This window comes from Streptomyces sp. UNOC14_S4 (genome assembly GCF_020740835.1).
Taxonomy (GTDB): Bacteria; Actinomycetota; Actinomycetes; order Streptomycetales; family Streptomycetaceae; genus Streptomyces.
Genome location: NZ_JAINFC010000092.1, coordinates 1 through 19,008, shown reverse-complemented (window position 1 = coordinate 19,008; position 19,008 = coordinate 1). Strand labels below are relative to the sequence as shown.

General features: G+C 70.3%; 16 protein-coding genes. 10 read left to right on the top strand and 6 right to left on the bottom strand.

What is annotated here, in order from left to right:
• Window positions 1-464 precede the first annotated feature (464 nt).
• Together dcd and K6I34_RS11430 are read left to right on the top strand one after the other, a co-directional pair.
• Window positions 465-1,040 carry a dCTP deaminase gene (gene dcd, locus K6I34_RS11435; RefSeq protein WP_229324900.1) on the top strand — a complete coding sequence of 192 codons (576 nt, stop codon included), beginning with the start codon at window positions 465-467 and terminating at the stop codon, window positions 1,038-1,040.
• Window positions 1,041-1,069: 29 nt separating this feature from the next.
• Window positions 1,070-1,567, top strand: coding sequence for a phosphoribosyltransferase (locus K6I34_RS11430; protein WP_229324898.1), 498 nt, complete (start codon window positions 1,070-1,072; stop codon window positions 1,565-1,567).
• A 107-nt stretch (window positions 1,568-1,674) separates the two neighbouring features.
• Here the strand turns inward: K6I34_RS11430 and K6I34_RS11425 are convergent, their stop codons facing one another.
• The 3 genes from K6I34_RS11425 to K6I34_RS11415 all read right to left on the bottom strand — a co-directional run bounded on the left by K6I34_RS11425 (window position 1,675) and on the right by K6I34_RS11415 (window position 5,747).
• Window positions 1,675-2,652 (bottom strand): Yip1 family protein, encoded by a 978-nt coding sequence (locus K6I34_RS11425; RefSeq protein WP_229324902.1) that lies wholly within the window; start codon window positions 2,650-2,652, stop codon window positions 1,675-1,677.
• A 144-nt stretch (window positions 2,653-2,796) separates the two neighbouring features.
• The gene (locus K6I34_RS11420) at window positions 2,797-3,351 is read right to left on the bottom strand and encodes a Uma2 family endonuclease (protein WP_229324896.1); all 555 of its coding nucleotides are present in this window, start codon (window positions 3,349-3,351) and stop codon (window positions 2,797-2,799) included.
• Between the two features lie 122 nt (window positions 3,352-3,473).
• Entirely contained in the window at window positions 3,474-5,747 is a 2,274-nt protein-coding gene (locus K6I34_RS11415; RefSeq protein WP_229324894.1) for a 4Fe-4S dicluster domain-containing protein, read from the bottom strand.
• A gap of 266 nt (window positions 5,748-6,013) precedes the next feature.
• Here K6I34_RS11415 and dnaK point away from each other — a divergent pair, with 266 nt between their 5' ends.
• Genes dnaK through K6I34_RS11395 form a run of 4 tightly spaced genes read left to right on the top strand, consistent with a single transcriptional unit; the run spans window position 6,014 to window position 10,198 of the window.
• On the top strand, window positions 6,014-7,876 hold the full coding sequence (gene dnaK / locus K6I34_RS11410) for a molecular chaperone DnaK (RefSeq protein ID WP_229324892.1): 1,863 nt from the start codon (window positions 6,014-6,016) through the stop codon (window positions 7,874-7,876).
• Window positions 7,873-8,514 (top strand): nucleotide exchange factor GrpE, encoded by a 642-nt coding sequence (grpE, locus tag K6I34_RS11405; protein WP_229324891.1) that lies wholly within the window; start codon window positions 7,873-7,875, stop codon window positions 8,512-8,514. Before dnaK ends, grpE begins: the two co-directional genes overlap by 4 nt.
• Window positions 8,515-8,571: 57 nt before the next feature.
• The gene (gene dnaJ / locus K6I34_RS11400; protein WP_229324889.1) at window positions 8,572-9,738 is read left to right on the top strand and encodes a molecular chaperone DnaJ; all 1,167 of its coding nucleotides are present in this window, start codon (window positions 8,572-8,574) and stop codon (window positions 9,736-9,738) included.
• A 1-nt stretch (window position 9,739) separates the two neighbouring features.
• Entirely contained in the window at window positions 9,740-10,198 is a 459-nt protein-coding gene (locus tag K6I34_RS11395) for a heat shock protein transcriptional repressor HspR (RefSeq protein ID WP_229324887.1), read from the top strand.
• 118 nt (window positions 10,199-10,316) lie between these two features.
• On the opposite strand, the gene K6I34_RS11390 is transcribed toward K6I34_RS11395, so the two are convergent.
• Together K6I34_RS11390 and K6I34_RS11385 are read right to left on the bottom strand one after the other, a co-directional pair.
• Window positions 10,317-10,703: a hypothetical protein gene (locus K6I34_RS11390; protein WP_229324885.1), complete on the bottom strand. Its 387-nt coding sequence runs from the start codon at window positions 10,701-10,703 to the stop codon at window positions 10,317-10,319.
• A 112-nt stretch (window positions 10,704-10,815) separates the two neighbouring features.
• On the bottom strand, window positions 10,816-11,220 hold the full coding sequence (locus K6I34_RS11385; RefSeq protein WP_229324883.1) for a pyridoxamine 5'-phosphate oxidase family protein: 405 nt from the start codon (window positions 11,218-11,220) through the stop codon (window positions 10,816-10,818).
• A gap of 156 nt (window positions 11,221-11,376) precedes the next feature.
• Between K6I34_RS11385 and clpB the strand changes: the two genes are divergently transcribed.
• Together clpB and K6I34_RS11375 are read left to right on the top strand one after the other, a co-directional pair.
• Complete coding sequence (gene clpB, locus K6I34_RS11380) at window positions 11,377-14,037, top strand: ATP-dependent chaperone ClpB (protein ID WP_229324881.1); 2,661 nt, start codon at window positions 11,377-11,379, stop codon at window positions 14,035-14,037.
• A gap of 76 nt (window positions 14,038-14,113) precedes the next feature.
• Window positions 14,114-14,644: a YbjN domain-containing protein gene (locus tag K6I34_RS11375; RefSeq protein WP_229324879.1), complete on the top strand. Its 531-nt coding sequence runs from the start codon at window positions 14,114-14,116 to the stop codon at window positions 14,642-14,644.
• Window positions 14,645-14,657: 13 nt separating this feature from the next.
• Here K6I34_RS11375 and K6I34_RS11370 read toward each other — a convergent pair whose 3' ends face one another.
• Entirely contained in the window at window positions 14,658-15,866 is a 1,209-nt protein-coding gene (locus K6I34_RS11370; RefSeq protein ID WP_229324877.1) for a hypothetical protein, read from the bottom strand.
• Between the two features lie 840 nt (window positions 15,867-16,706).
• Here K6I34_RS11370 and K6I34_RS11365 point away from each other — a divergent pair.
• Both K6I34_RS11365 and K6I34_RS11360 read left to right on the top strand, forming a co-directional pair.
• A complete protein-coding gene (locus tag K6I34_RS11365) occupies window positions 16,707-17,225 on the top strand; it encodes a DUF2617 family protein (protein WP_229324875.1) in 519 nt (172 codons plus the stop codon).
• 127 nt (window positions 17,226-17,352) lie between these two features.
• Window positions 17,353-18,933 (top strand): polyamine aminopropyltransferase, encoded by a 1,581-nt coding sequence (locus tag K6I34_RS11360; protein ID WP_229324874.1) that lies wholly within the window; start codon window positions 17,353-17,355, stop codon window positions 18,931-18,933.
• The last annotated feature ends 75 nt before the right edge of the window (window positions 18,934-19,008 follow it).

Here is a 19,008-nt window from a genome sequence, read left to right as displayed (position 1 = left end):
GAGTTGGGGCGTACCGTTGGGGCGGCATGTCGGGGTGGAAGTCGCTGCGCGCTGTCGGGAGTGCCGGGTGCGAGTGATTCGGATACATCCCCTAATGTGGCTTTTGTCTTTCTGGTCGTGCGCCGGGGCGCGCGGCCGATATCGCCCTGGGGAAAGGGAGCTCTATGGAGCGCACCGTCGTTCGTTGTGCCGAGGGGCACGTGTTCAGCACCGCTTCGTTCCCGATGCAGCATCTCGGTCCCGGCCGCCTCGGCCCGGGGCGGCTGCTCCGCTGCCCGCGCTGCGCGCGGCTGCGGCATTCCGTTCCGGTGGCGGTGCGGAAGCCGTGAGGACGAAGCGCGGTCGCGACGGCCTGATCGCCGCCGTGATCGCGAAGGGCTGATCGCAGAGCGATGAGCGGCGCGCGGGCACGGTCCACCGGGACCGGGCCCGCGTTGTCCGTCTTCTCCGCGTATCCTCGACCCGTGCTTCTCTCAGACAAGGACATCCGGGCCGAGATCGACGCTGGCCGGGTGCGGCTCGAACCGTACGACGAATCGATGGTGCAGCCCTCGAGCATCGATGTGCGGCTGGACCGCTACTTCAGGGTGTTCGAGAACCACCGGTACCCCCACATCGACCCCGCCATCGAGCAGGCGGACCTCACCCGTGAGGTGGTGCCGGACGGCGACGAGGCGTTCATCCTCCACCCGGGCGAGTTCGTGCTCGCCTCGACGTACGAGGTGATCACGCTTCCCGACAACATCGCCTCGCGGCTGGAGGGCAAGTCGAGCCTCGGCCGGCTGGGTCTGCTGACCCACTCCACGGCGGGCTTCATCGACCCCGGCTTCTCCGGTCACGTGACGCTGGAGCTGTCGAACATGGCCACGCTGCCGATCAAGCTCTGGCCGGGGATGAAGATCGGGCAGCTGTGCATGTTCCGTCTGACGTCACCCGTCGAGCATCCTTACGGGTCCGCCAAGCACGGCTCCCGCTACCAGGGACAGCGTGGGCCGACGCCCTCGCGCTCCTTCCAGAACTTCCATCGCACGCAGGTCTGAGGACCAGGGAAACAGGGCGAAGAGCAACAGTGAGTGACGTACGCGAGAACCTGACCTACCCGATCTTCGGGCAGGCCATCCGTGAGCTGGCGCAGACCATCGCGGACGACGGCTACGAGCCGGACATCATCCTCTCCATCGCGCGCGGCGGCGTCTTCGTCGCGGGCGGCCTGGCGTACGCGCTGGACTGCAAGAACATCCACCTGGTCAACGTGGAGTTCTACACCGGTGTGGGCACCACCCTGGAGATGCCGGTGATGCTCTCCCCCGTCCCGAACGCGATCGACTTCTCCAACAAGAAGGTCCTCATCGCCGACGACGTCGCGGACACCGGCAAGACGCTCAAGCTCGTCCACGACTTCTGCCTGGAGCACGTCGCCGAGGTGCGCAGTGCCGTGATCTACGAGAAGAGCCACTCGCTCGTGAAGTGCGAGTACGTCTGGAAGAAGACGGACGAGTGGATCAACTTCCCGTGGTCGGTCGAGCCGCCGGTCGTGCGCCGCGAGGGCCAGGTCCTCGACGCGTGAGCGCGCGGCAGTCGCAGCAGCACTGATGGAGAAGGGCCCCGGTCGGGAACGACCGGGGCCCTTCTTCGTGCGCATGTCTTCGTGCGCGTGCGGCTGTCGCCCGTCCGTCAGAACGTGCCCAGCTTGATGATCGACAGCAGGGCGATCAGCTGGATCGAGGACGCGGCCAGCGCCTTCGGCCACGGCAGGTCGTGCGACTTGCTCACCATCGAGGTGAACAGCGCGCCCGCCGCCAGCCACGTGGCCCAGCCCAGCACCTGGACGACCGGGCTGTCGCCGCCGAGGAACATCGCCACGAGCAGCCGCGGGGCGTCCGTGATCGACATGATCAGCATCGACAGGCCGACCGTCGGCTGCCATATGCCGTCGCCGCCCAGCTGCCGGGCGAGGGTGTGCGTGACCGCGCCCAGGATCAGCCCGGAGATCACCACGATGACGCCGGTGATCAGCACCTCGGGGACGCTGTTCGAGACCGTGGCCTTCAGGACGTCGTCGCGGGCCTTGTCGAAGCCGAAGACGGCGAGCAGGCCGTAGACGAAGGTGACGATCAGGGCGGGCGCCCACACCGCGTGGTCGCGCATCTGCCAGAACGTGGCGTTCGGCCGCAGCACGATGCCCTTCAGCAGCTCCTTCCACGGCAGGCGCGGTCCCGAGGGCGGCGCGGGGGCCGTCTGCTGCCCGGCGCGGTAGGTGTCGCCCGAGCTGTACGCCCCGGTGTCGCCGTAGGCGCCGTCGCCCGCGTACGGGCCGTAGGCGTCCGGGGCCTCGCCGACGCTGAACTGCTGGGTGTGGCCCGGGCTGTCGGAGTGGCCGTAGGGGGCCTGGTGGCCTTGCGGCTGTCCGTACGGGTCCTGGTGGCCCTGCGGTTGTCCGTACGGGTCGTAGCCCTGCTGCGGGCCGCCGCCCGGGGCGCCGAAGTACTCCGGCTCGTCGTAGCCCGACGGCTGCTGCCACTGCTGCTGACCGCCGCCCTGGCCGCCGCCGTACGGGTCACCGCCCTGGCCGCCGTACGGAGCCTGGTACTGCCCCGGGCGCTGTCCTTGCTGCGCGGGGCCCGGGTGCTGAGAGTCCCGTCCGCGTCCCATCCTGAATCCAGCCACGCTTCGAACGTACCCGCTCTGCCCGGACGCCGACCCCGGGCCCCGGGAAACCCCGGGACCATTGGGGCGGAGCTGTGACATCCCTTAGGGGGAAGGCCGGGGACGCGTCGTCCTGAGGGATGGTTTGGGTTACGAGTGGTAGAGGGGGAATTCCGCGCTGTCGATGGTCCAGGGGCCGACGGAGACCTTGTCGCCGAAGGCGTAATCGTGGCGGGCGCGGTAGCAGCGCTCCCCGTCGGTGCCGGTTCCGAGGTCGGACATGACGGCCATCGTCCCCTTGCGCGGGTCGATCAGGAAGTAGAGAGGGATACCCATGGCCGGGTAGTCACGCATCTTCTGCGCGTAGTCGTTGGCGTGGTTGGAAGGAGAGACGACCTCAGCGGCCAAGGCCAGGTCCCGAGGGTTGAAACGGCCCGGTGTGTCCATCGCGGCTTCGGGCAGAACAACCAGGTCAGGGCTGCGCAGAATGCCGAGTGACGGATCTTCCACCTCTCCGCCCGTGTGAGCTACGAGGTCGTCGGAGACCTGACGGTCGAGCTGACGGCGCAGCCGCATGGCCACCAGCTCGTGGGTGCCCGACGGGCTCATCATCATGACGATGGTGCCGTCGGAGATCTCGACCTTCCCGGTGTTGGGCAGCGCGGAAAGTTCTTCTGCGACAGCGCGGATACGGGCGTAGTCCATGACCTGGCTCCTGACGAAGTCGGGCTGCAAGCGCGTACGACGTCATCGTCCCACGGCCCTACGACAACGGCCGGGCCCCGCGATCGCTCGCGGGGCCCGGCCGTTGCGCGCGTCGCGCGCGGCTACTTCACCGGCTCCGGGTCCGGCTCCGGCGCGTCCGCCGGCTCGCCGTCGCCCTCCGGCTCGACCGGGGTCTTCACCGATTCGAGCAGCAGCTGCGCGACGTCGACGACCTGGATGGACTCCTTCGCCTTGCCGTCGTTCTTCTTGCCGTTGACCGAGTCGGTCAGCATGACAAGGCAGAAGGGGCAGGCGGTGGAGACGATGTCCGGGTTGAGGGAGAGGGCCTCGTCCACGCGCTCGTTGTTGATGCGCTTGCCGATGCGCTCCTCCATCCACATGCGCGCGCCGCCGGCGCCGCAGCAGAAGCCGCGCTCCTTGTGGCGGTGCATCTCCTCGTTCCGCAGGCCCGGCACCTTCGCGATGATCTCGCGCGGGGGCGTGTAGACCTTGTTGTGGCGGCCCAGGTAGCAGGGGTCGTGGTAGGTGATCAGACCCTCGACCGGGGTGACGGGGATCAGCTTGCCCTCGTCGATGAGGTGCTGGAGCAGCTGCGTGTGGTGGATGACCTCGTACTCGCCGCCGAGCTGCGGGTACTCGTTGGCGATCGTGTTGAAGCAGTGCGGGCAGGTCGCGACGATCTTCTTCTTGGACTTGGGCTTCTTCGTGGACTCGTCCTCGGAGTCCTCGCCGAAGGCCATGTTGAGCATCTCGACGTTCTGCTGGCCCAGCTGCTGGAAGAGGAACTCGTTGCCCAGGCGGCGGGGCGAGTCACCGGTGCAGTTCTCCTCGCCGCCCATGATCGCGAACTTCACGCCCGCCATGTGCAGCAGCTCGGCGAAGGCCTTGGTGGTCTTCTTGGCGCGGTCCTCAAGGGCGCCCGCGCAGCCCACCCAGTAGAGGTAGTCGACCTCGGTGAGGTCCTCGACGTCCTTGCCGACGACCGGGACCTCGAAGTCGACCTCCTTGGTCCACTGCAGGCGCTGCTTCTTCGCCAGGCCCCAGGGGTTGCCCTTCTTCTCCAGGTTCTTGAGCATCGTGCCCGCCTCGGACGGGAAGGCGCTCTCGATCATCACCTGGTAGCGGCGCATGTCGACGATGTGGTCGATGTGCTCGATGTCCACCGGGCACTGCTCGACACAGGCGCCGCAGGTGGTGCAGGACCACAGGACGTCCGGGTCGATGACGCCGTTCTCCTCCAGCGTGCCGATCAGCGGGCGCTCGGCCTCGGCCTTCGCGGCGGCCGGGACGTCCTTCAGCTGCTCCTCGGTGCCCTTCTCCGCGCCCTCCGCGTCCTTGCCGCCGCCCGCGAGCAGGTACGGCGCCTTGGCGTGCGCGTGGTCGCGCAGCGACATGATGAGCAGCTTCGGCGAGAGCGGCTTGCCGGTGTTCCAGGCGGGGCACTGCGACTGGCAGCGGCCGCACTCGGTGCAGGTGTCGAAGTCGAGCAGGCCCTTCCAGGAGAAGTGCTCGACCTGGGAGACGCCGAACTGGTCGTCCTCGCCCGGGTCCTCGAAGTCGATCGGCTTGCCGGCGCTCGTCATCGGCTGCAGCGCGCCGAGGGCGACGCCGCCGCTGGACTCGCGCTTGAACCAGATGTTGGGGAAGGCCAGGAAGCGGTGCCAGGCCACGCCCATGTCGGTCTTGAGGGAGACCGTGATCATCCAGATGAAGGACGCCGAGATCTTGATCATGGCGACCAGATAGGTGAGGTTCTGCAGCGTCTCGGTGCTCAGCCCGCGGAAGGCCGCGACCAGCGGGTACGTGACGAAGTAGGCGGCCTCGTAGCTCTCGACGCCGTGCTGGGCGCCCTCCAGGCCGCGCAGCGTGACGATCGAGCAGCCGACGATGAGGATGACGGCCTCGACGAAGTAGGCCTGGCCGAAGTTGGAGCCCGCGAAGCGGGACTTGCGGCCCGGCTTGCCCGGCTTGCTCAGCTGCCGGACGACGATCAGGGTGAGGATGCCCAGCGTGGTCACCGTGGCGAAGAACTCGACCCAGAGCTCGTACGGCAGCCACCCGCCGATGAAGGGCAGCAGCCAGTCGGCCTTGAAGAGCTGGCCGACCGCGTTGACGATCGTGATCAGCAGCGAGAAGAAGCCCAGCGCCACGCCCCAGTGGGCGACGCCGATCAGGCCCCACTGGTTCATGCGGGTGTGGCCCAGGAACTCCTTGGCCACCGTGACCGTGCGCCGGGCGGGATCGTCGGTGCGGGTGCCCTTGGGCACCGGCTGGCCCAGCCGCATGTGCTGGTAGATCTGCAGGACGGCACGGCCGAGCAATGCGAAGCCGACCGCGATGAGGACCAGCGACACGATGATCGCGGCGAGTTGCATGGGAGGGCTCCTCGGGCCTGCGAGAGCGGAATTACTAATGGGTAACTTATCCAGTCCGTACGAGACTACTCACTCCCGGCCGCCCGCCATACCCGCAGCGCCGGTGATCTGCGTCGCGCGAGCGGCCCCTGTTCACGCCCCGGCGGCCGCCGGTGACCGTAAGGCTGACATAAAAGTTGAGTCGGTCCGACTCAGGTCCGTTGACAGGGTGGCGTCGGTGTTGCACCCTTGAGCCTGTTCCACTCAAGTCCAATGGAGGAATCGACATGGCACGTGCGGTCGGCATCGACCTGGGTACGACGAACTCCGTCGTCAGTGTTCTCGAGGGCGGTGAGCCCACCGTCATCACCAACGCCGAGGGCGCCAGGACCACGCCGTCCGTCGTCGCCTTCGCCAAGAACGGCGAGGTGCTGGTCGGCGAGGTGGCCAAGCGCCAGGCTGTCACCAACGTCGACAGGACCATCCGGTCGGTCAAGCGTCACATGGGCACCGACTGGAAGATCGAGCTCGACGGCAAGCCCTTCAACCCGCAGCAGATGAGCGCCTTCATCCTGCAGAAGCTGAAGCGCGACGCCGAGGCGTACCTGGGCGAGAAGGTGACCGACGCGGTCATCACCGTCCCGGCGTACTTCAACGACTCCGAGCGCCAGGCCACCAAGGAGGCCGGCGAGATCGCGGGCCTGAACGTCCTGCGCATCGTCAACGAGCCCACCGCGGCCGCCCTGGCCTACGGCCTGGACAAGGACGACCAGACGATCCTCGTCTTCGACCTCGGTGGCGGTACGTTCGACGTCTCGCTGCTGGAGATCGGCGACGGTGTCGTCGAGGTCAAGGCCACCAACGGCGACAACCACCTCGGTGGTGACGACTGGGACCAGCGCGTCGTCGACTACCTGGTCAAGCAGTTCGCCAACGGCCACGGCGTCGACCTGTCCAAGGACAAGATGGCCCTCCAGCGCCTCCGTGAGGCCGCGGAGAAGGCGAAGATCGAGCTGTCCTCGTCCACCGAGACCACGATCAACCTGCCCTACATCACGGCCTCCGCCGAGGGCCCGCTGCACCTGGACGAGAAGCTCACCCGCGCCCAGTTCCAGCAGCTGACCGCGGACCTGCTGGAGCGCTGCAAGACGCCGTTCCACAACGTCATCAAGGACGCGGGCATCAACCTGTCCGAGATCGACCACGTGGTCCTGGTCGGCGGTTCCACCCGTATGCCCGCCGTCGCCGAGCTCGTCAAGGAGCTGACCGGCGGCAAGGAGGCCAACAAGGGTGTGAACCCGGACGAGGTCGTCGCCATCGGCGCCTCGCTCCAGGCCGGTGTCCTCAAGGGCGAGGTCAAGGACGTCCTGCTGCTCGACGTCACCCCGCTGTCCCTCGGTATCGAGACCAAGGGCGGCATCATGACCAAGCTGATCGAGCGCAACACCACGATCCCGACCAAGCGCTCCGAGATCTTCACGACGGCCGAGGACAACCAGCCGTCCGTGCAGATCCAGGTCTACCAGGGCGAGCGCGAGATCGCGGCGTACAACAAGAAGCTCGGCATGTTCGAGCTGACCGGCCTCCCGCCGGCCCCGCGCGGCGTCCCGCAGATCGAGGTCGCCTTCGACATCGACGCCAACGGCATCATGCACGTGACCGCGAAGGACCTGGGCACGGGCAAGGAGCAGAAGATGACCGTCACCGGCGGCTCCTCGCTGCCGAAGGACGAGGTCGACCGCATGCGCGAGGAGGCCGAGAAGTACGCGGAGGAGGACCACAAGCGCCGCGAGGCCGCCGAGACCCGCAACCAGGGCGAGCAGCTCGTCTACCAGACGGAGAAGTTCCTCAAGGACAACGAGGACAAGGTCCCGGCCGAGGTGAAGACCGAGGTCGAGACGGCCGTCGCCGAGCTGAAGGAGAAGCTCAAGGGCGAGGACTCGGCCGAGATCCGCACCGCGACCGAGAAGGTCGCCGCGGTCAGCCAGAAGCTGGGCCAGGCCATGTACGCCGACGCCCAGGGCGCGCAGGGTGCTGCCGGCGCCGCCGGTGCCGAGGGCGCCCAGCAGGCCAAGGCCGAGGACGACGTCGTCGACGCCGAGATCGTCGACGACGAGAAGCCGGGCCACGCGAAGGGCGGTGCGGCGTGACGGAGGAGACCCCGGGTTTCGACGAGAAGCCTGAAGTCCCCTCCGACGCGACCTCCGACGACGCGGCCGAGGGTGCCGGGTCCGCCGACAAGGCGGGCCCGGCCCCGGCCGGGGAAGAGCTGGTCGAGGTAGGGCTCCAGGCGCAGCTGGACCAGGCACAGGCCGCGCTCGGCGAGCGCACGGCCGACCTCCAGCGGCTCCAGGCCGAGTACCAGAACTACCGTCGCCGGGTGGAGCGGGACCGCGCCACGGTCAAGGAGGTCGCCGTCGCGAACCTCCTGGCCGAGCTGCTCCCCACGCTCGACGACATCGGCCGCGCCCGTGACCACGGCGAGCTGGTCGGCGGCTTCAAGTCCGTCGCCGAGTCGCTGGAGACGGTCGTGGCCAAGATGGGCCTGCAGCAGTTCGGCAAGGAGGGCGAGCCCTTCGACCCGCTGGTGCACGAGGCCCTGATGCACTCCTACGCGCCGGACGTCACCGAGACCACGTGCGTGCAGATTCTGCAGCCGGGGTATCGGATCGGCGAGCGGACGATCCGCCCGGCGCGGGTGGCCGTCGCCGAACCGCAGCCCGGCGCCCAGAAGGGCGAGGGCGAGGACGAGGTGGCCGAGGAGAGCGGTGGCCCGGACAAGGGCTGACGTGAAGATGACCGACCGCGTTGACGGGACGGGCGACCGGAAGGAGGGGCGCCGGGGATGAGCACGAAGGACTTCCTGGAGAAGGACTACTACAAGGTCCTCGGCGTGCCCAAGGACGCCACCGAGGCCGAGATCAAGAAGGCGTACCGGAAGCTCGCCCGCGAGAACCATCCGGACGCCAACAAGGGCGACACCAAGGCGGAGGAGCGCTTCAAGGAGATCTCCGAGGCCAATGACGTCCTGGCCGACCCCAAGCGCCGCAAGGAGTACGACGACGCGCGTGCCCTCTTCGGCAACGGCGGCTTCCGCCCGGGGCCGGGCGGCGGTGCGGGCGGCTCCTTCAACTTCGACCTGGGCGACCTCTTCGGAGGCGCCCAGGGCGGGGGCGGCGGTGGCTTCGGCGGCGGTCTCGGCGACGTCTTCGGCGGCCTGTTCAACCGGGGCGGCACGCGCACGCAGCCGCGCCGCGGGCAGGACATCGAGTCCGAGGTGTCGCTCAGCTTCACCGAGGCGGTCGAGGGGGCCACTGTCCCGCTGCGGATGTCGTCCTCCGCGGCGTGCAAGACGTGCTCCGGCACGGGCGACAAGAACGGCACGCCGCGGGTCTGCCCGACCTGCGTCGGCACCGGCCAGGTGTCGCACGGCTCGGGCGGCGGCTTCTCGCTGACCGACCCCTGCCCGGACTGCAAGGGCCGCGGGCTGATCCCCGAGAACCCCTGCGACGTCTGCAAGGGCAGCGGCCGGGCCACGTCCTCCCGCACCATGCAGGTCCGCATACCGGCGGGCGTCTCCGACGGGCAGCGGATCCGGCTGCGCGGCAAGGGCGCCCCGGGCGAGCGCGGCGGGCCCAACGGCGATCTGTACGTCGTGGTGCACGTCGACGCCCACCCGGTCTTCGGCCGCAAGGGCGACAACCTCACCGTCACCGTGCCCGTCACCTACCCGGAGGCGGCGCTGGGTGGTGAGGTGAAGGTGCCGACGCTGGGCGGACCGCCGGTCACGCTCAAGCTGCCCGCGGGCACGCCCAACGGACGGACCATGCGCGCCCGCGGCAAGGGCGCGGTGCGCAAGGACGGCACCCGCGGCGATCTGCTGATCACCGTCGAGGTGTCGGTGCCCGACGAGCTCGGCGACAAGGCGCGGGAGGCCCTGGAGGCCTACCGCGAGGCGACGGCGGGCAGGGACCCGAGGGCCGAACTGTTCCAGGCCGCGAAGGGAGCATGAGATGGACGGCCGACGACGGCGGTACGAGAACGCACAGCCTTATCAGCTGACCGACGAGTCGCCGGTCTACGTCATCTCCGTGGCGGCCCAGCTGTCGGGCCTGCACCCGCAGACACTGCGGCAGTACGACCGCCTCGGGCTCGTCTCCCCGGACCGCACGGCGGGCCGGGGCAGGCGCTATTCGGCGCGGGACATCGAACTGCTCCGGCAGGTCCAGCAGCTGAGCCAGGACGAGGGCATCAACCTCGCGGGCATCAAGCGGATCATCGAGCTGGAGAACCAGGTGTCCGCGCTCAAGGCCCGCATCGCCGAGCTCCAGGGCGCGGTCGACGGCGCCACGGCGGCCATGCAGCAGCGCGAGGCGGCGGTGCACGCTTCTTATCGGCGGGACTTGGTGCCGTATCAGGACGTGCAGCAGGCGAGTGCGCTTGTTGTGTGGCGGCCCAGACGGGACCAGTAGTTTTTGCGGTGCGCCTATGAGCTCGGGGCGCGATGTTGTTTGGCGGCTGCGCGTGCGTCGTGGTTGCGCGCGCAGTTCCCCGCGCCCCTGACGGGGCGCGACCCGCCCCGCCGGCCCCTCAGGCGCCCGCTGACGACGGCGTGAGCCGGAGCCGGACTTCCAGTTCGTGCTCGCCCGGTACCGTCCCCCGGCCCTCCACGATGAAGGCCGACTCCAGCTCTTCCTTCACCTGCCGTACGGGATCGGCCGCACCGAAGAGATCGACGTCGACCGTGCCGGCCAGCGGGACGCTGGTGGCCTTCGACGGAGCCCGTCGGGTGCGGGCGTCGACCACCATGCACCAGATCATCGGATGCTCCGCCCCCGCTTCCTTCGTCTCGCTGCGCGGCTCCCCCGCGCCCTCGGGGAACGCGGTCTCCAGGGCGCGGAACACCGCCCCCGCGTCCTGGTGACGGCAGCCGGTCAGATGGACGCTGACGTGATCCGGGCTCTCGGGGCCGCTCATCGCCTCGTACTCCTCGGTCGTGGGATCGGTCGTGGGATCCCTCTTCCCCGACCGTACGAGCGGCGCGGCCGGACGGCATCAGTACCGGGGCCGATCGGGCGGGCCCGTACCGTCAGACCAGGCCCAGCGCCCGGGTGACGGTGATCTCGACCAGGACGCGGTCGGGGTTGGGGCTCGGCATGCGGCCGTAGCGCTCGGCGTACCGGTTCACCGCGTCGTCGACGGCGTCGGCCTCGGTCCGTACGACGGCGACGCCCTCCAGGGTGGCCCACTTGCGTTCGCCGACCTGGCACACGGCCACCCGGGCGCCGTCCGGTCCGGCGGCCAGTATGTTCGCGATCTTGCGGCTGGACCTGTTGGTGATCACCCGGGCGGTCCCGGTCCCGGCGTCGAAGGTCACCCCCACGGGAACGAGGTGCGGGCTGCCGTCGGGACGCGTGGTGGTGAGGGTGCACAGGTGTCGCTCGCGCCAGAACTCGATGTACGCGGCGGGGAGATTGCGCAGGTCGTAGGCCATGCGGGAAGCGTAGCCGCGGGGCATGCTGGCGAGAACAGGGTTGAGTGGAATAGGCTCAACTTATCGCACGTTGCTTCAAGCAGGAGTGAGTGTCCGGCACAGCACGCGATGCCGGGCGCGGCGCGAGGCACAGCATCGGAGGAGGAGCGCACAGTCGTGGACGCGGAGCTGACGAACAAGAGCCGTGAGGCGCTGAGCGGCGCCAGTGAGCGGGCCGTGTCGGCGGGGCATGCCGACATGACGCCCGCGCATCTGCTGCTCGCTCTCCTCGCGGGGCGGGACAACGAGAACGTGATGGACCTGCTGGCCGCGGTCGAGGCGGATGCCGCAGGCTTGCGTTCGGGTGCCGAGCGGCAGCTGGCGGGGCTGGCGAGTGTGCAGGGGTCGACGGTCGCGCCGCCGCAGCCGGACCGTGAGCTGATGGCGGTGATCGCGGATGCCTCGCAGCGCGCCCGTGAGCTGGGCGACACCTTTCTGTCCACCGAGCACCTGCTGATCGGCCTGGCGGCCAAGGGCGGGCGTACCGGTGAGCTGCTGGAGCAGCAGGGCGCGTCCGCATCGAGGCTCCTGGGCGCCTTCGAGGCCGCGCGGGGCGGCAAGCGGGTGACGAGTGCGGATCCGGAGGGCACGTACAAGGCTTTGGAGAAGTTCGGCACGGACTTCACCGCTGCCGCCCGTGAGGGCCGTCTGGACCCGGTGATCGGCCGGGACGCGGAGATCCGCCGTGTGGTGCAGGTCCTCTCCCGCCGCACCAAGAACAATCCCGTCCTGATCGGCGAGCCCGGCGTGGGCAAGACGGCGGTCGTGGAGGGCCTGGCGCAGCGGATAGTGAAGGGCGATGTGCCCGAGTCGCTGCGCAACAAGCGCCTGGTCTCCCTCGATCTGGGGGCGATGGTCGCCGGGGCGAAGTACCGGGGCGAGTTCGAGGAGCGCCTGAAGACCGTCCTGGCCGAGATCAAGGACAGCGACGGCCAGATCATCACCTTCATCGACGAGCTCCACACCGTCGTCGGCGCAGGCGCCGGCGGGGATTCGGCGATGGACGCGGGCAACATGCTCAAGCCCATGCTGGCCCGCGGCGAGCTGCGCATGGTCGGCGCGACCACGCTGGACGAGTACCGCGAGCGCATCGAGAAGGACCCCGCCCTGGAGCGCCGTTTCCAGCAGGTCCTGGTCGCCGAGCCCTCCGTGGAGGACTCGATCGCGATCCTGCGCGGCCTGAAGGGCCGCTACGAGGCCCACCACAAGGTCCAGATCGCCGACAGCGCACTGGTCGCGGCCGCGACGCTGTCCGACCGCTACATCACCTCCCGCTTCCTGCCCGACAAGGCCATCGACCTCGTCGACGAGGCCGCCTCCCGCCTCCGCATGGAGATCGACTCCTCACCGGTGGAGATCGACGAGCTCCAGCGCGCCGTGGACCGGCTGAAGATGGAGGAGCTCGCCCTGTCCAAGGAATCGGACGAGGCCAGCAAGCAGCGCCTGGACAAGCTCCGCCGCGACCTCGCCGACAAGGAGGAGGAACTGCGCGGTCTGACCGCCCGCTGGGAGAAGGAGAAGCAGTCCCTCAACCGGGTCGGTGAGCTCAAGGAACGCCTGGACGGGCTGCGCGGGCAGGCCGAGCGCGCCCAGCGCGACGGCGACTTCGACACCGCCTCCAAACTCCTCTACGGCGAGATCCCCGCACTCGAACGCGAACTCGACGAAGCTGCCAGGGCCGAAGCCGAGGCCGAACACCAGGCCCGCGACCTCATGGTCAAGGAGGAGGTCGGCCCGGACGACATCGCCGACGTCGTCGCCTCCTGGACCGGCATCCCCGCCGGCCGCCTCCTCGAGGGCGAGACACAGAAACTGCTGCGCATGGAGGACGAGCTCGGCAAGCGCCTGATCGGCCAGCGGGAGGCCGTCACCGCCGTCTCCGACGCCGTACGCCGCTCGCGCGCCGGGATCGCCGATCCCGACCGGCCGACGGGGTCATTCCTCTTCCTGGGCCCGACCGGCGTCGGCAAGACCGAGCTGGCCAAGGCGCTCGCGGACTTCCTCTTCGACGACGAGCGCGCCATGGTCCGCATCGACATGAGCGAGTACAGCGAGAAGCACTCCGTCGCCCGCCTGGTCGGCGCCCCGCCCGGCTACGTCGGCTACGAGGAGGGCGGCCAGCTCACCGAGGCCGTCCGCCGCCGCCCCTACACCGTGGTGCTCCTCGACGAGGTCGAGAAGGCCCACCACGAGGTCTTCGACATCTTGCTCCAGGTCCTGGACGACGGCCGGCTCACCGACGGCCAGGGGCGCACGGTCGACTTCCGCAACACCATCCTGATCCTGACTTCCAACCTCGGTTCCTCCTATCTGGTGGATCCGCTGCTGAAGGAGGAGCAGAAGCGCGAGAAGGTCCTGGCGACCGTGCGGGCCTCCTTCCGGCCCGAATTCCTCAACCGTCTCGACGACACCGTCGTCTTCCACCCCCTCGGCGTGGACCAGCTCGAACGCATCGCCACGATCCAGATCGGCCACCTCGCCCAGCGCCTCGCCGACCGCCGCCTCACCCTCGACGTGGGCGAGAAGGCACTGCACTGGCTCGCCACCCTCGGCCAGGGCGACGCCGCCGACGGCACCGCCCCCGACCTCACCTACGGCGCCCGCCCCCTGCGCCGCCTGGTCCAGACCGCCATCGGCGACCGCCTCGCGAAGGCGATCCTGGCCGGGGAGGTCCGCGAGGGCGACACTGTACGCGTGGACGTCGCACCCGACGGCGACGGCCTGACGGTGGGGCCGGAGGCGCGGCAGGCGCGGCAGGCGCGTCCGAAGAGCGCGTGATCCCGTGGGGCGGGGGTTGCCAGCCCCCGCCCGTGATGGGGGAGGATGGCGGGAACCGTACGAAGGGAAATTCACGGTGAGCATCGACCCGTCCTCGATTCCGAATTTCGGGGGCCAGCCCGAACCGCAGGAGACGGGCCCGGCCGGCCCCGTCATCCCCGACCAGGACCTGGTCAAGCAGCTCCTCGAGCAGATGGAGCTGAAGTACGTCGTGGACGACGAGGGCGACCTCGCCGCACCGTGGGAGCAGTTCCGTACGTACTTCATGTTCCGCGGCGAGGCCGAGCAGCAGGTCTTCTCGGTCCGGACGTTCTACGACCGCCCGCACGGGATCGACGAGAAGGCGCGCCTCCTGGAGGTCGTCGACGACTGGAACCGCCGCACCCTGTGGCCGAAGGTCTACACCCACACCAACGACGACGGCACGGTCCGCCTGATCGGCGAGGCGCAGATGCTGATCGGCGTCGGTGTCTCCCTGGAGCACTTCGTCTCCAGCACGGTCAGCTGGGTCCGCGCCTCGATCGAGTTCGACAAGTGGCTTGTCGAGCAGCTCGGCCTGGAGGCGGACGCGGAGTCCGGCGACGACAAGCCGGACGACGAGGCGTAAGCGCTCGGCGCCGTCACATCGGCATACGGGCGACCGTCAGCAGGTACGTCCCGTAGAAGAACGAGAGCCCGGCCAGCGCGCCGACCGTCACGACGACGGTGCGCCGCCGGGCTCTCGCCATTGCCAGGGCCATCGGGAGCAGCAGCGGGAAGGCGGGCAGCAGGAAGCGCGGCTTGGAGGCGAAGTAGCTGGAGCCGCCGACCGCGATGACGACGAGCACCAGCGCGTACACCGCGAGCGCGGCGGGCGGCCGGTCGAGGACCAGGAACACCAGCGAGACGAGGGCGACGGCCAGGATCGCCACCGTCACGTAGTAGGCCATGGCGTCCTTGCCGATGCACAGGTGGCGGACGAACTTGAACGCGTCCCGGCCGAAGTCGAAGCGCGAGCCCCACAGCCGCTGCACGTCGAAGTAGCCCAGCAGCCCGCCGCCGGAGCGGAAGCCCGCCCAGACGACGTAGCCCGCCCAGCCCAGCGGGGCGAGCGCGGTGCCCGCCCACAGCCGCCGGTCCGTACGGGAGCCGCGGTCCCGCCACAGGGTGACGGCGGCGGCGGCCCACACCGCGGCGGCCACGGCGATCGCGTTGGGCCGGGAGAGCCCCGCGGCCAGCGCGAGCGCCCCGGCGCACAGCCTGCGGCCGGTGATCACGGCGTAGAGCGCCCAGGCGGCGAGCGCGGTCATCAGCGGCTCGGTGTACGCCATGGACTGCACGATCGCGTGCGGCAGCAGCCCCCAGACCACGACGAGCAGGGTGGCCACCCGGCGTCCGTGCAGCAGCTCGCCCACCGCGTAGACCCCCCACGCCGCGAACCCCGCCGAGACCCAGGCGACGAGCAGCCCCGCGGTGACGGCGGTCAGCGGGAGCACGGTGGTGACGGCCCGGACCAGGCCGGGGAAGAGCGGGAAGAACGCCAGGTCGTTGAAGATCACGCCGCGGGTGGTGGTGGAGTGGATGATCAGCCCGTAGCCGTGGCCCGCGATGTCGGCGTACCAGATGCCGTCCCAGGAGTGCCCGAGCAGCGTGCGCGGGTGCCGTCCGATCCACCAGGCCCACCCCGCCATGACCGACATGCCGGTCAGCCGCACGGCGGCGTACAGCGCCAGCGCGGGGGCGGCCCTGCGCAGGGCGTCGCGCACCCGGTCGATGCGGCGGGCACGGGCGTCCGGGGCCGCGGGGTGCGGTTCCGGGGCGCGTACGGAGACGGCGGTGTCGGCTGACACGGGGGCACCTCCGGTGCGGGCGGCGGCCGGCGCGGCCCGGCGCCGCCGTGGGGCGGCGCACCGGTCCGGGGCGCGGGTACGGACGGGTGGCTGTCGGGGCCTGCGTCGGGCTGCCCGGCATACCGACCATGCGGCTCGCGCGACGCGCGCGCGACACGGAACGCCCGTAAGCGGTGCGCGTTCCACCCGCTCGGCGGGTACGGCGGAGTGTCTGCGGCGTCCGCGGCCGGGGATGTGCTTGCGGAGGTGACTTGCGGGTACGGCTTGCGGATGCGCTTACGGGGCGAGGCCCCGCGGCGGGCGCGCGGGCGCCGCGCGTGGGCGCGGTCCGGCGGCGTGCGAATCCGTTGTGAACTACCGCCGCACGCCGGGGTGGTGGGAATTCCATTACCCGCCTTTCGAGCGCGCCCCAATGCGCCCTCGAACGACGTGCGTTTGTTGTTCCACGTCCGTGAAGAATCCGTGACCAATCGCCCCGCAAAGCTCAGCCATATCGCGCGATCTGCGGATTTGCAGGTGGCCCATGCCTGATCGCATATGCGTCCGGCCGCCTGTCGCGGGTCGGCGGTCCGCAATGATTGTGAACAGTTGAACTGTCCGGCCCTCGCGTGGATGGAAAGCACGATGAGATGGGTAAAAACGCTGTGAGCACCGGTCAATTCATGATTCCCTCTCATTCAGAGACACGTGTCCGTAAGACGACTCCTCGCGGAATCTTCGGAATCACTGTCCACGGATCCCACGGAGCCTCGTCTGTGGGCATGAGCCGGCGCACTCGAAGACCCTGGTCCTCCTCGGCGGGCCGGCCCACCCTCCCCTGCGTGTTTGCGGAGCCGACCCATGCTCACCACTCTCAAGACCACTTACACCGACACCCGCGCCGCCGATCTCGCCTGGTGTCTGGGGAAGGATCCACTCCCCGCCCTGGCCGTCCTCGATCTGCGGCTCGCCGACTCCCAGGTCCAGTTGCGGCTGCTCGGCGCCTCGCACCAGGTCCTGCTGGAGGACGGGGACGGCCTCTGCTCGGAGACCGTCGCCTGTCTGCCGGGCAGCGCCACGCCCCTGCCGCTGGGCGTGGCCGAGCGCGTCGGATGCTGGGAGTACGAGTTCGCGGCCCGGATAGAGACGCTCTCGCACGGCTCCTTCGCGGGCCGGGCACAGGAGTTGCTGGCGCTGGTCGCCGAGCATCCGTACGGCCTCGCGGGCGTCTTCCCCGGCAGCCCGCACGCCTTCACCGCGCTGCTCGCGCAGCGCACGGAGGGGCAGGTGGGCTGGCGCACCTGGCACGCCTATCCGCAGGAGGGCAGGCTGGTCGCGACCCGCACCAGGGTGGCCGTGCGGGCGGCGGCCCCGCTGTGAGACGCCGGGCCGGGCCGGGTGCGCCCGGCGAGCGGCCTGGCGCGGGGTCCGGGCGCCTTATGGAACACCTGTAATAAACCCTTGTGGGTGACAAAAGGTTGCCGGATCGTGACGTAGCGTTCCCGTCATGATCTACCGCCCGGTGTCGGCGCGGCTGCCCGTACCGGCCGGGCTGGGCCGCTTCCTGGTCCTGACCACGGTCTTCATCTGCGCCGCCTGCGGGCTGGTGTACGAGCTGGAGCTGGTCGCCCTCGCCTCGTCCCTGATCGGGGACTCCGTCACCCAGGCGTCCGTCGTGCTGTCGGTGATGGTGTTCGCCATGGGCATGGGCTCCCTGCTCGCCAAACGGCTGCGCGGCAGGGCCGCGCTGGGCTTCGCCGCCGTCGAGGCGGCGCTGGCGCTGGCGGGCGGTCTGTCGGCCATGGCGCTCTACGCCTGCTTCGCCTGGTTCGGGCAGGCGCGGCTCGCCCTGGTGGCGTTCTCCCTGGCCATCGGGGTGCTGATCGGGGCCGAAGTGCCCTTGCTGATGACCCTCATCCAGCGCATCCGGCGGCAGGACGCGGGCGGCGCGGTCGCCGACCTCTTCGCCGCCGACTATGTGGGCGCGCTCGTCGGCGGGCTCGCCTTCCCCTTCCTGCTGCTGCCGGTGCTGGGGCAGTTGACGGGCGCGCTGTTCACCGGCGCGGTCAACGCGGCGGCGGGCGGGGCGCTGGTGCTGTGGCTGTTCCGCGGCGACCTGAGCGCCCGGGCGCGCTGGGGCCTCCTCGTCGCCAATGTGCTGGTGCTGGCGCTGCTGGCGACGGGCACGGCGCTCACCGGCCCGTTCGAGCGCGCCGCGCGCCGCGCGGTGTACGGGGAGGCCGTGCGGGTGGCCGTGCAGTCGGACGTGCAGGAGGTCGTGCTCGCGGGCGGTGGCGGCAGCGGCACGCCACTCGCCCTCTTCCTGGACGGCAGGCTGCGGGTCAGCGGGCAGGACGAGCTGCGCTATCACGAGGCGCTGGTGCATCCCGCGATGGCCGGTCCGCGCCGCAGGGTGCTGGTGCTCGGCGGCGGCGACGGCCTGGCCGTGCGCGAGGTGCTGCGCTACGCGGACGTCGCCTCGGTCACCGTCGTCGAACTCGACCCGGCCGTCCTGCGGTTGGCGCGCACCGACCGGGATCTGGCCGCCCTCAACCACGGGGCCCTCCACGACCCCCGGGTGCGCACGGTCGCCGCCGACGCCTTCGAGTGGCTGCGCTCCCGGCCCGCCGGCGAGGCCCCGTACGACGTGGTGATCTCGGACCTGCCCGACCCGGGCATCACCCCCAGCACCAAGCTGTACTCCCAGGAGTTCTACGGCCTCGCGGAGCGCAGGCTGGCCCCGGGCGGACGGCTCGTCGTGCACGCGGGACCGGTCGGCGCCCGCCCGCGCGTCTTCTGGACGGTGGAGGCCACGCTCCGTTCGCTCGGCCTCGCCACCGCGCCCTACCGGGTGGAGGGCGGCCCCGCCGTGCCCGGACGGCGGCCCGACGGGCACGGCGCCGAGCCGGACGACTGGGGGTTCGTGCTGGCCGCGCGGGAGTCCATATCCCCGCAACTCCCCGTGGACCGTCCCCGTTTGCGCTCCCTCGACCCGGCGGAGCTGGCGGCGGCCGCGGACGCCGCGGAGCGCGGCCGCGAGCCGGGCCTCCCGCCGTCGACCCTCATGCACCCCCGCTATCCGGAGTGACGACCCCTCGCTCCGAAGCGACGCCGCCGACCGCGGCCCGGCATCCGGTTCCCGTCCCGCCCCTCACCCCCTGTC

Coding starts and splice junctions, on each gene's coding strand:
- K6I34_RS11360 (WP_229324874.1), top strand. CDS start 17,353: ATGATCTACCGCCCGGTGTCGGCGCGGCTGCCCGTACCGGCCGGGCTG.
- K6I34_RS11420 (WP_229324896.1), bottom strand. CDS start 3,351: ATGGACTACGCCCGTATCCGCGCTGTCGCAGAAGAACTTTCCGCGCTG.
- K6I34_RS11395 (WP_229324887.1), top strand. CDS start 9,740: ATGGACGGCCGACGACGGCGGTACGAGAACGCACAGCCTTATCAGCTG.
- K6I34_RS11390 (WP_229324885.1), bottom strand. CDS start 10,703: ATGAGCGGCCCCGAGAGCCCGGATCACGTCAGCGTCCATCTGACCGGC.
- K6I34_RS11365 (WP_229324875.1), top strand. CDS start 16,707: ATGCTCACCACTCTCAAGACCACTTACACCGACACCCGCGCCGCCGAT.
- K6I34_RS11385 (WP_229324883.1), bottom strand. CDS start 11,220: ATGGCCTACGACCTGCGCAATCTCCCCGCCGCGTACATCGAGTTCTGG.
- dnaK (WP_229324892.1), top strand. CDS start 6,014: ATGGCACGTGCGGTCGGCATCGACCTGGGTACGACGAACTCCGTCGTC.
- K6I34_RS11415 (WP_229324894.1), bottom strand. CDS start 5,747: ATGCAACTCGCCGCGATCATCGTGTCGCTGGTCCTCATCGCGGTCGGC.
- K6I34_RS11425 (WP_229324902.1), bottom strand. CDS start 2,652: ATGGGACGCGGACGGGACTCTCAGCACCCGGGCCCCGCGCAGCAAGGA.
- dnaJ (WP_229324889.1), top strand. CDS start 8,572: ATGAGCACGAAGGACTTCCTGGAGAAGGACTACTACAAGGTCCTCGGC.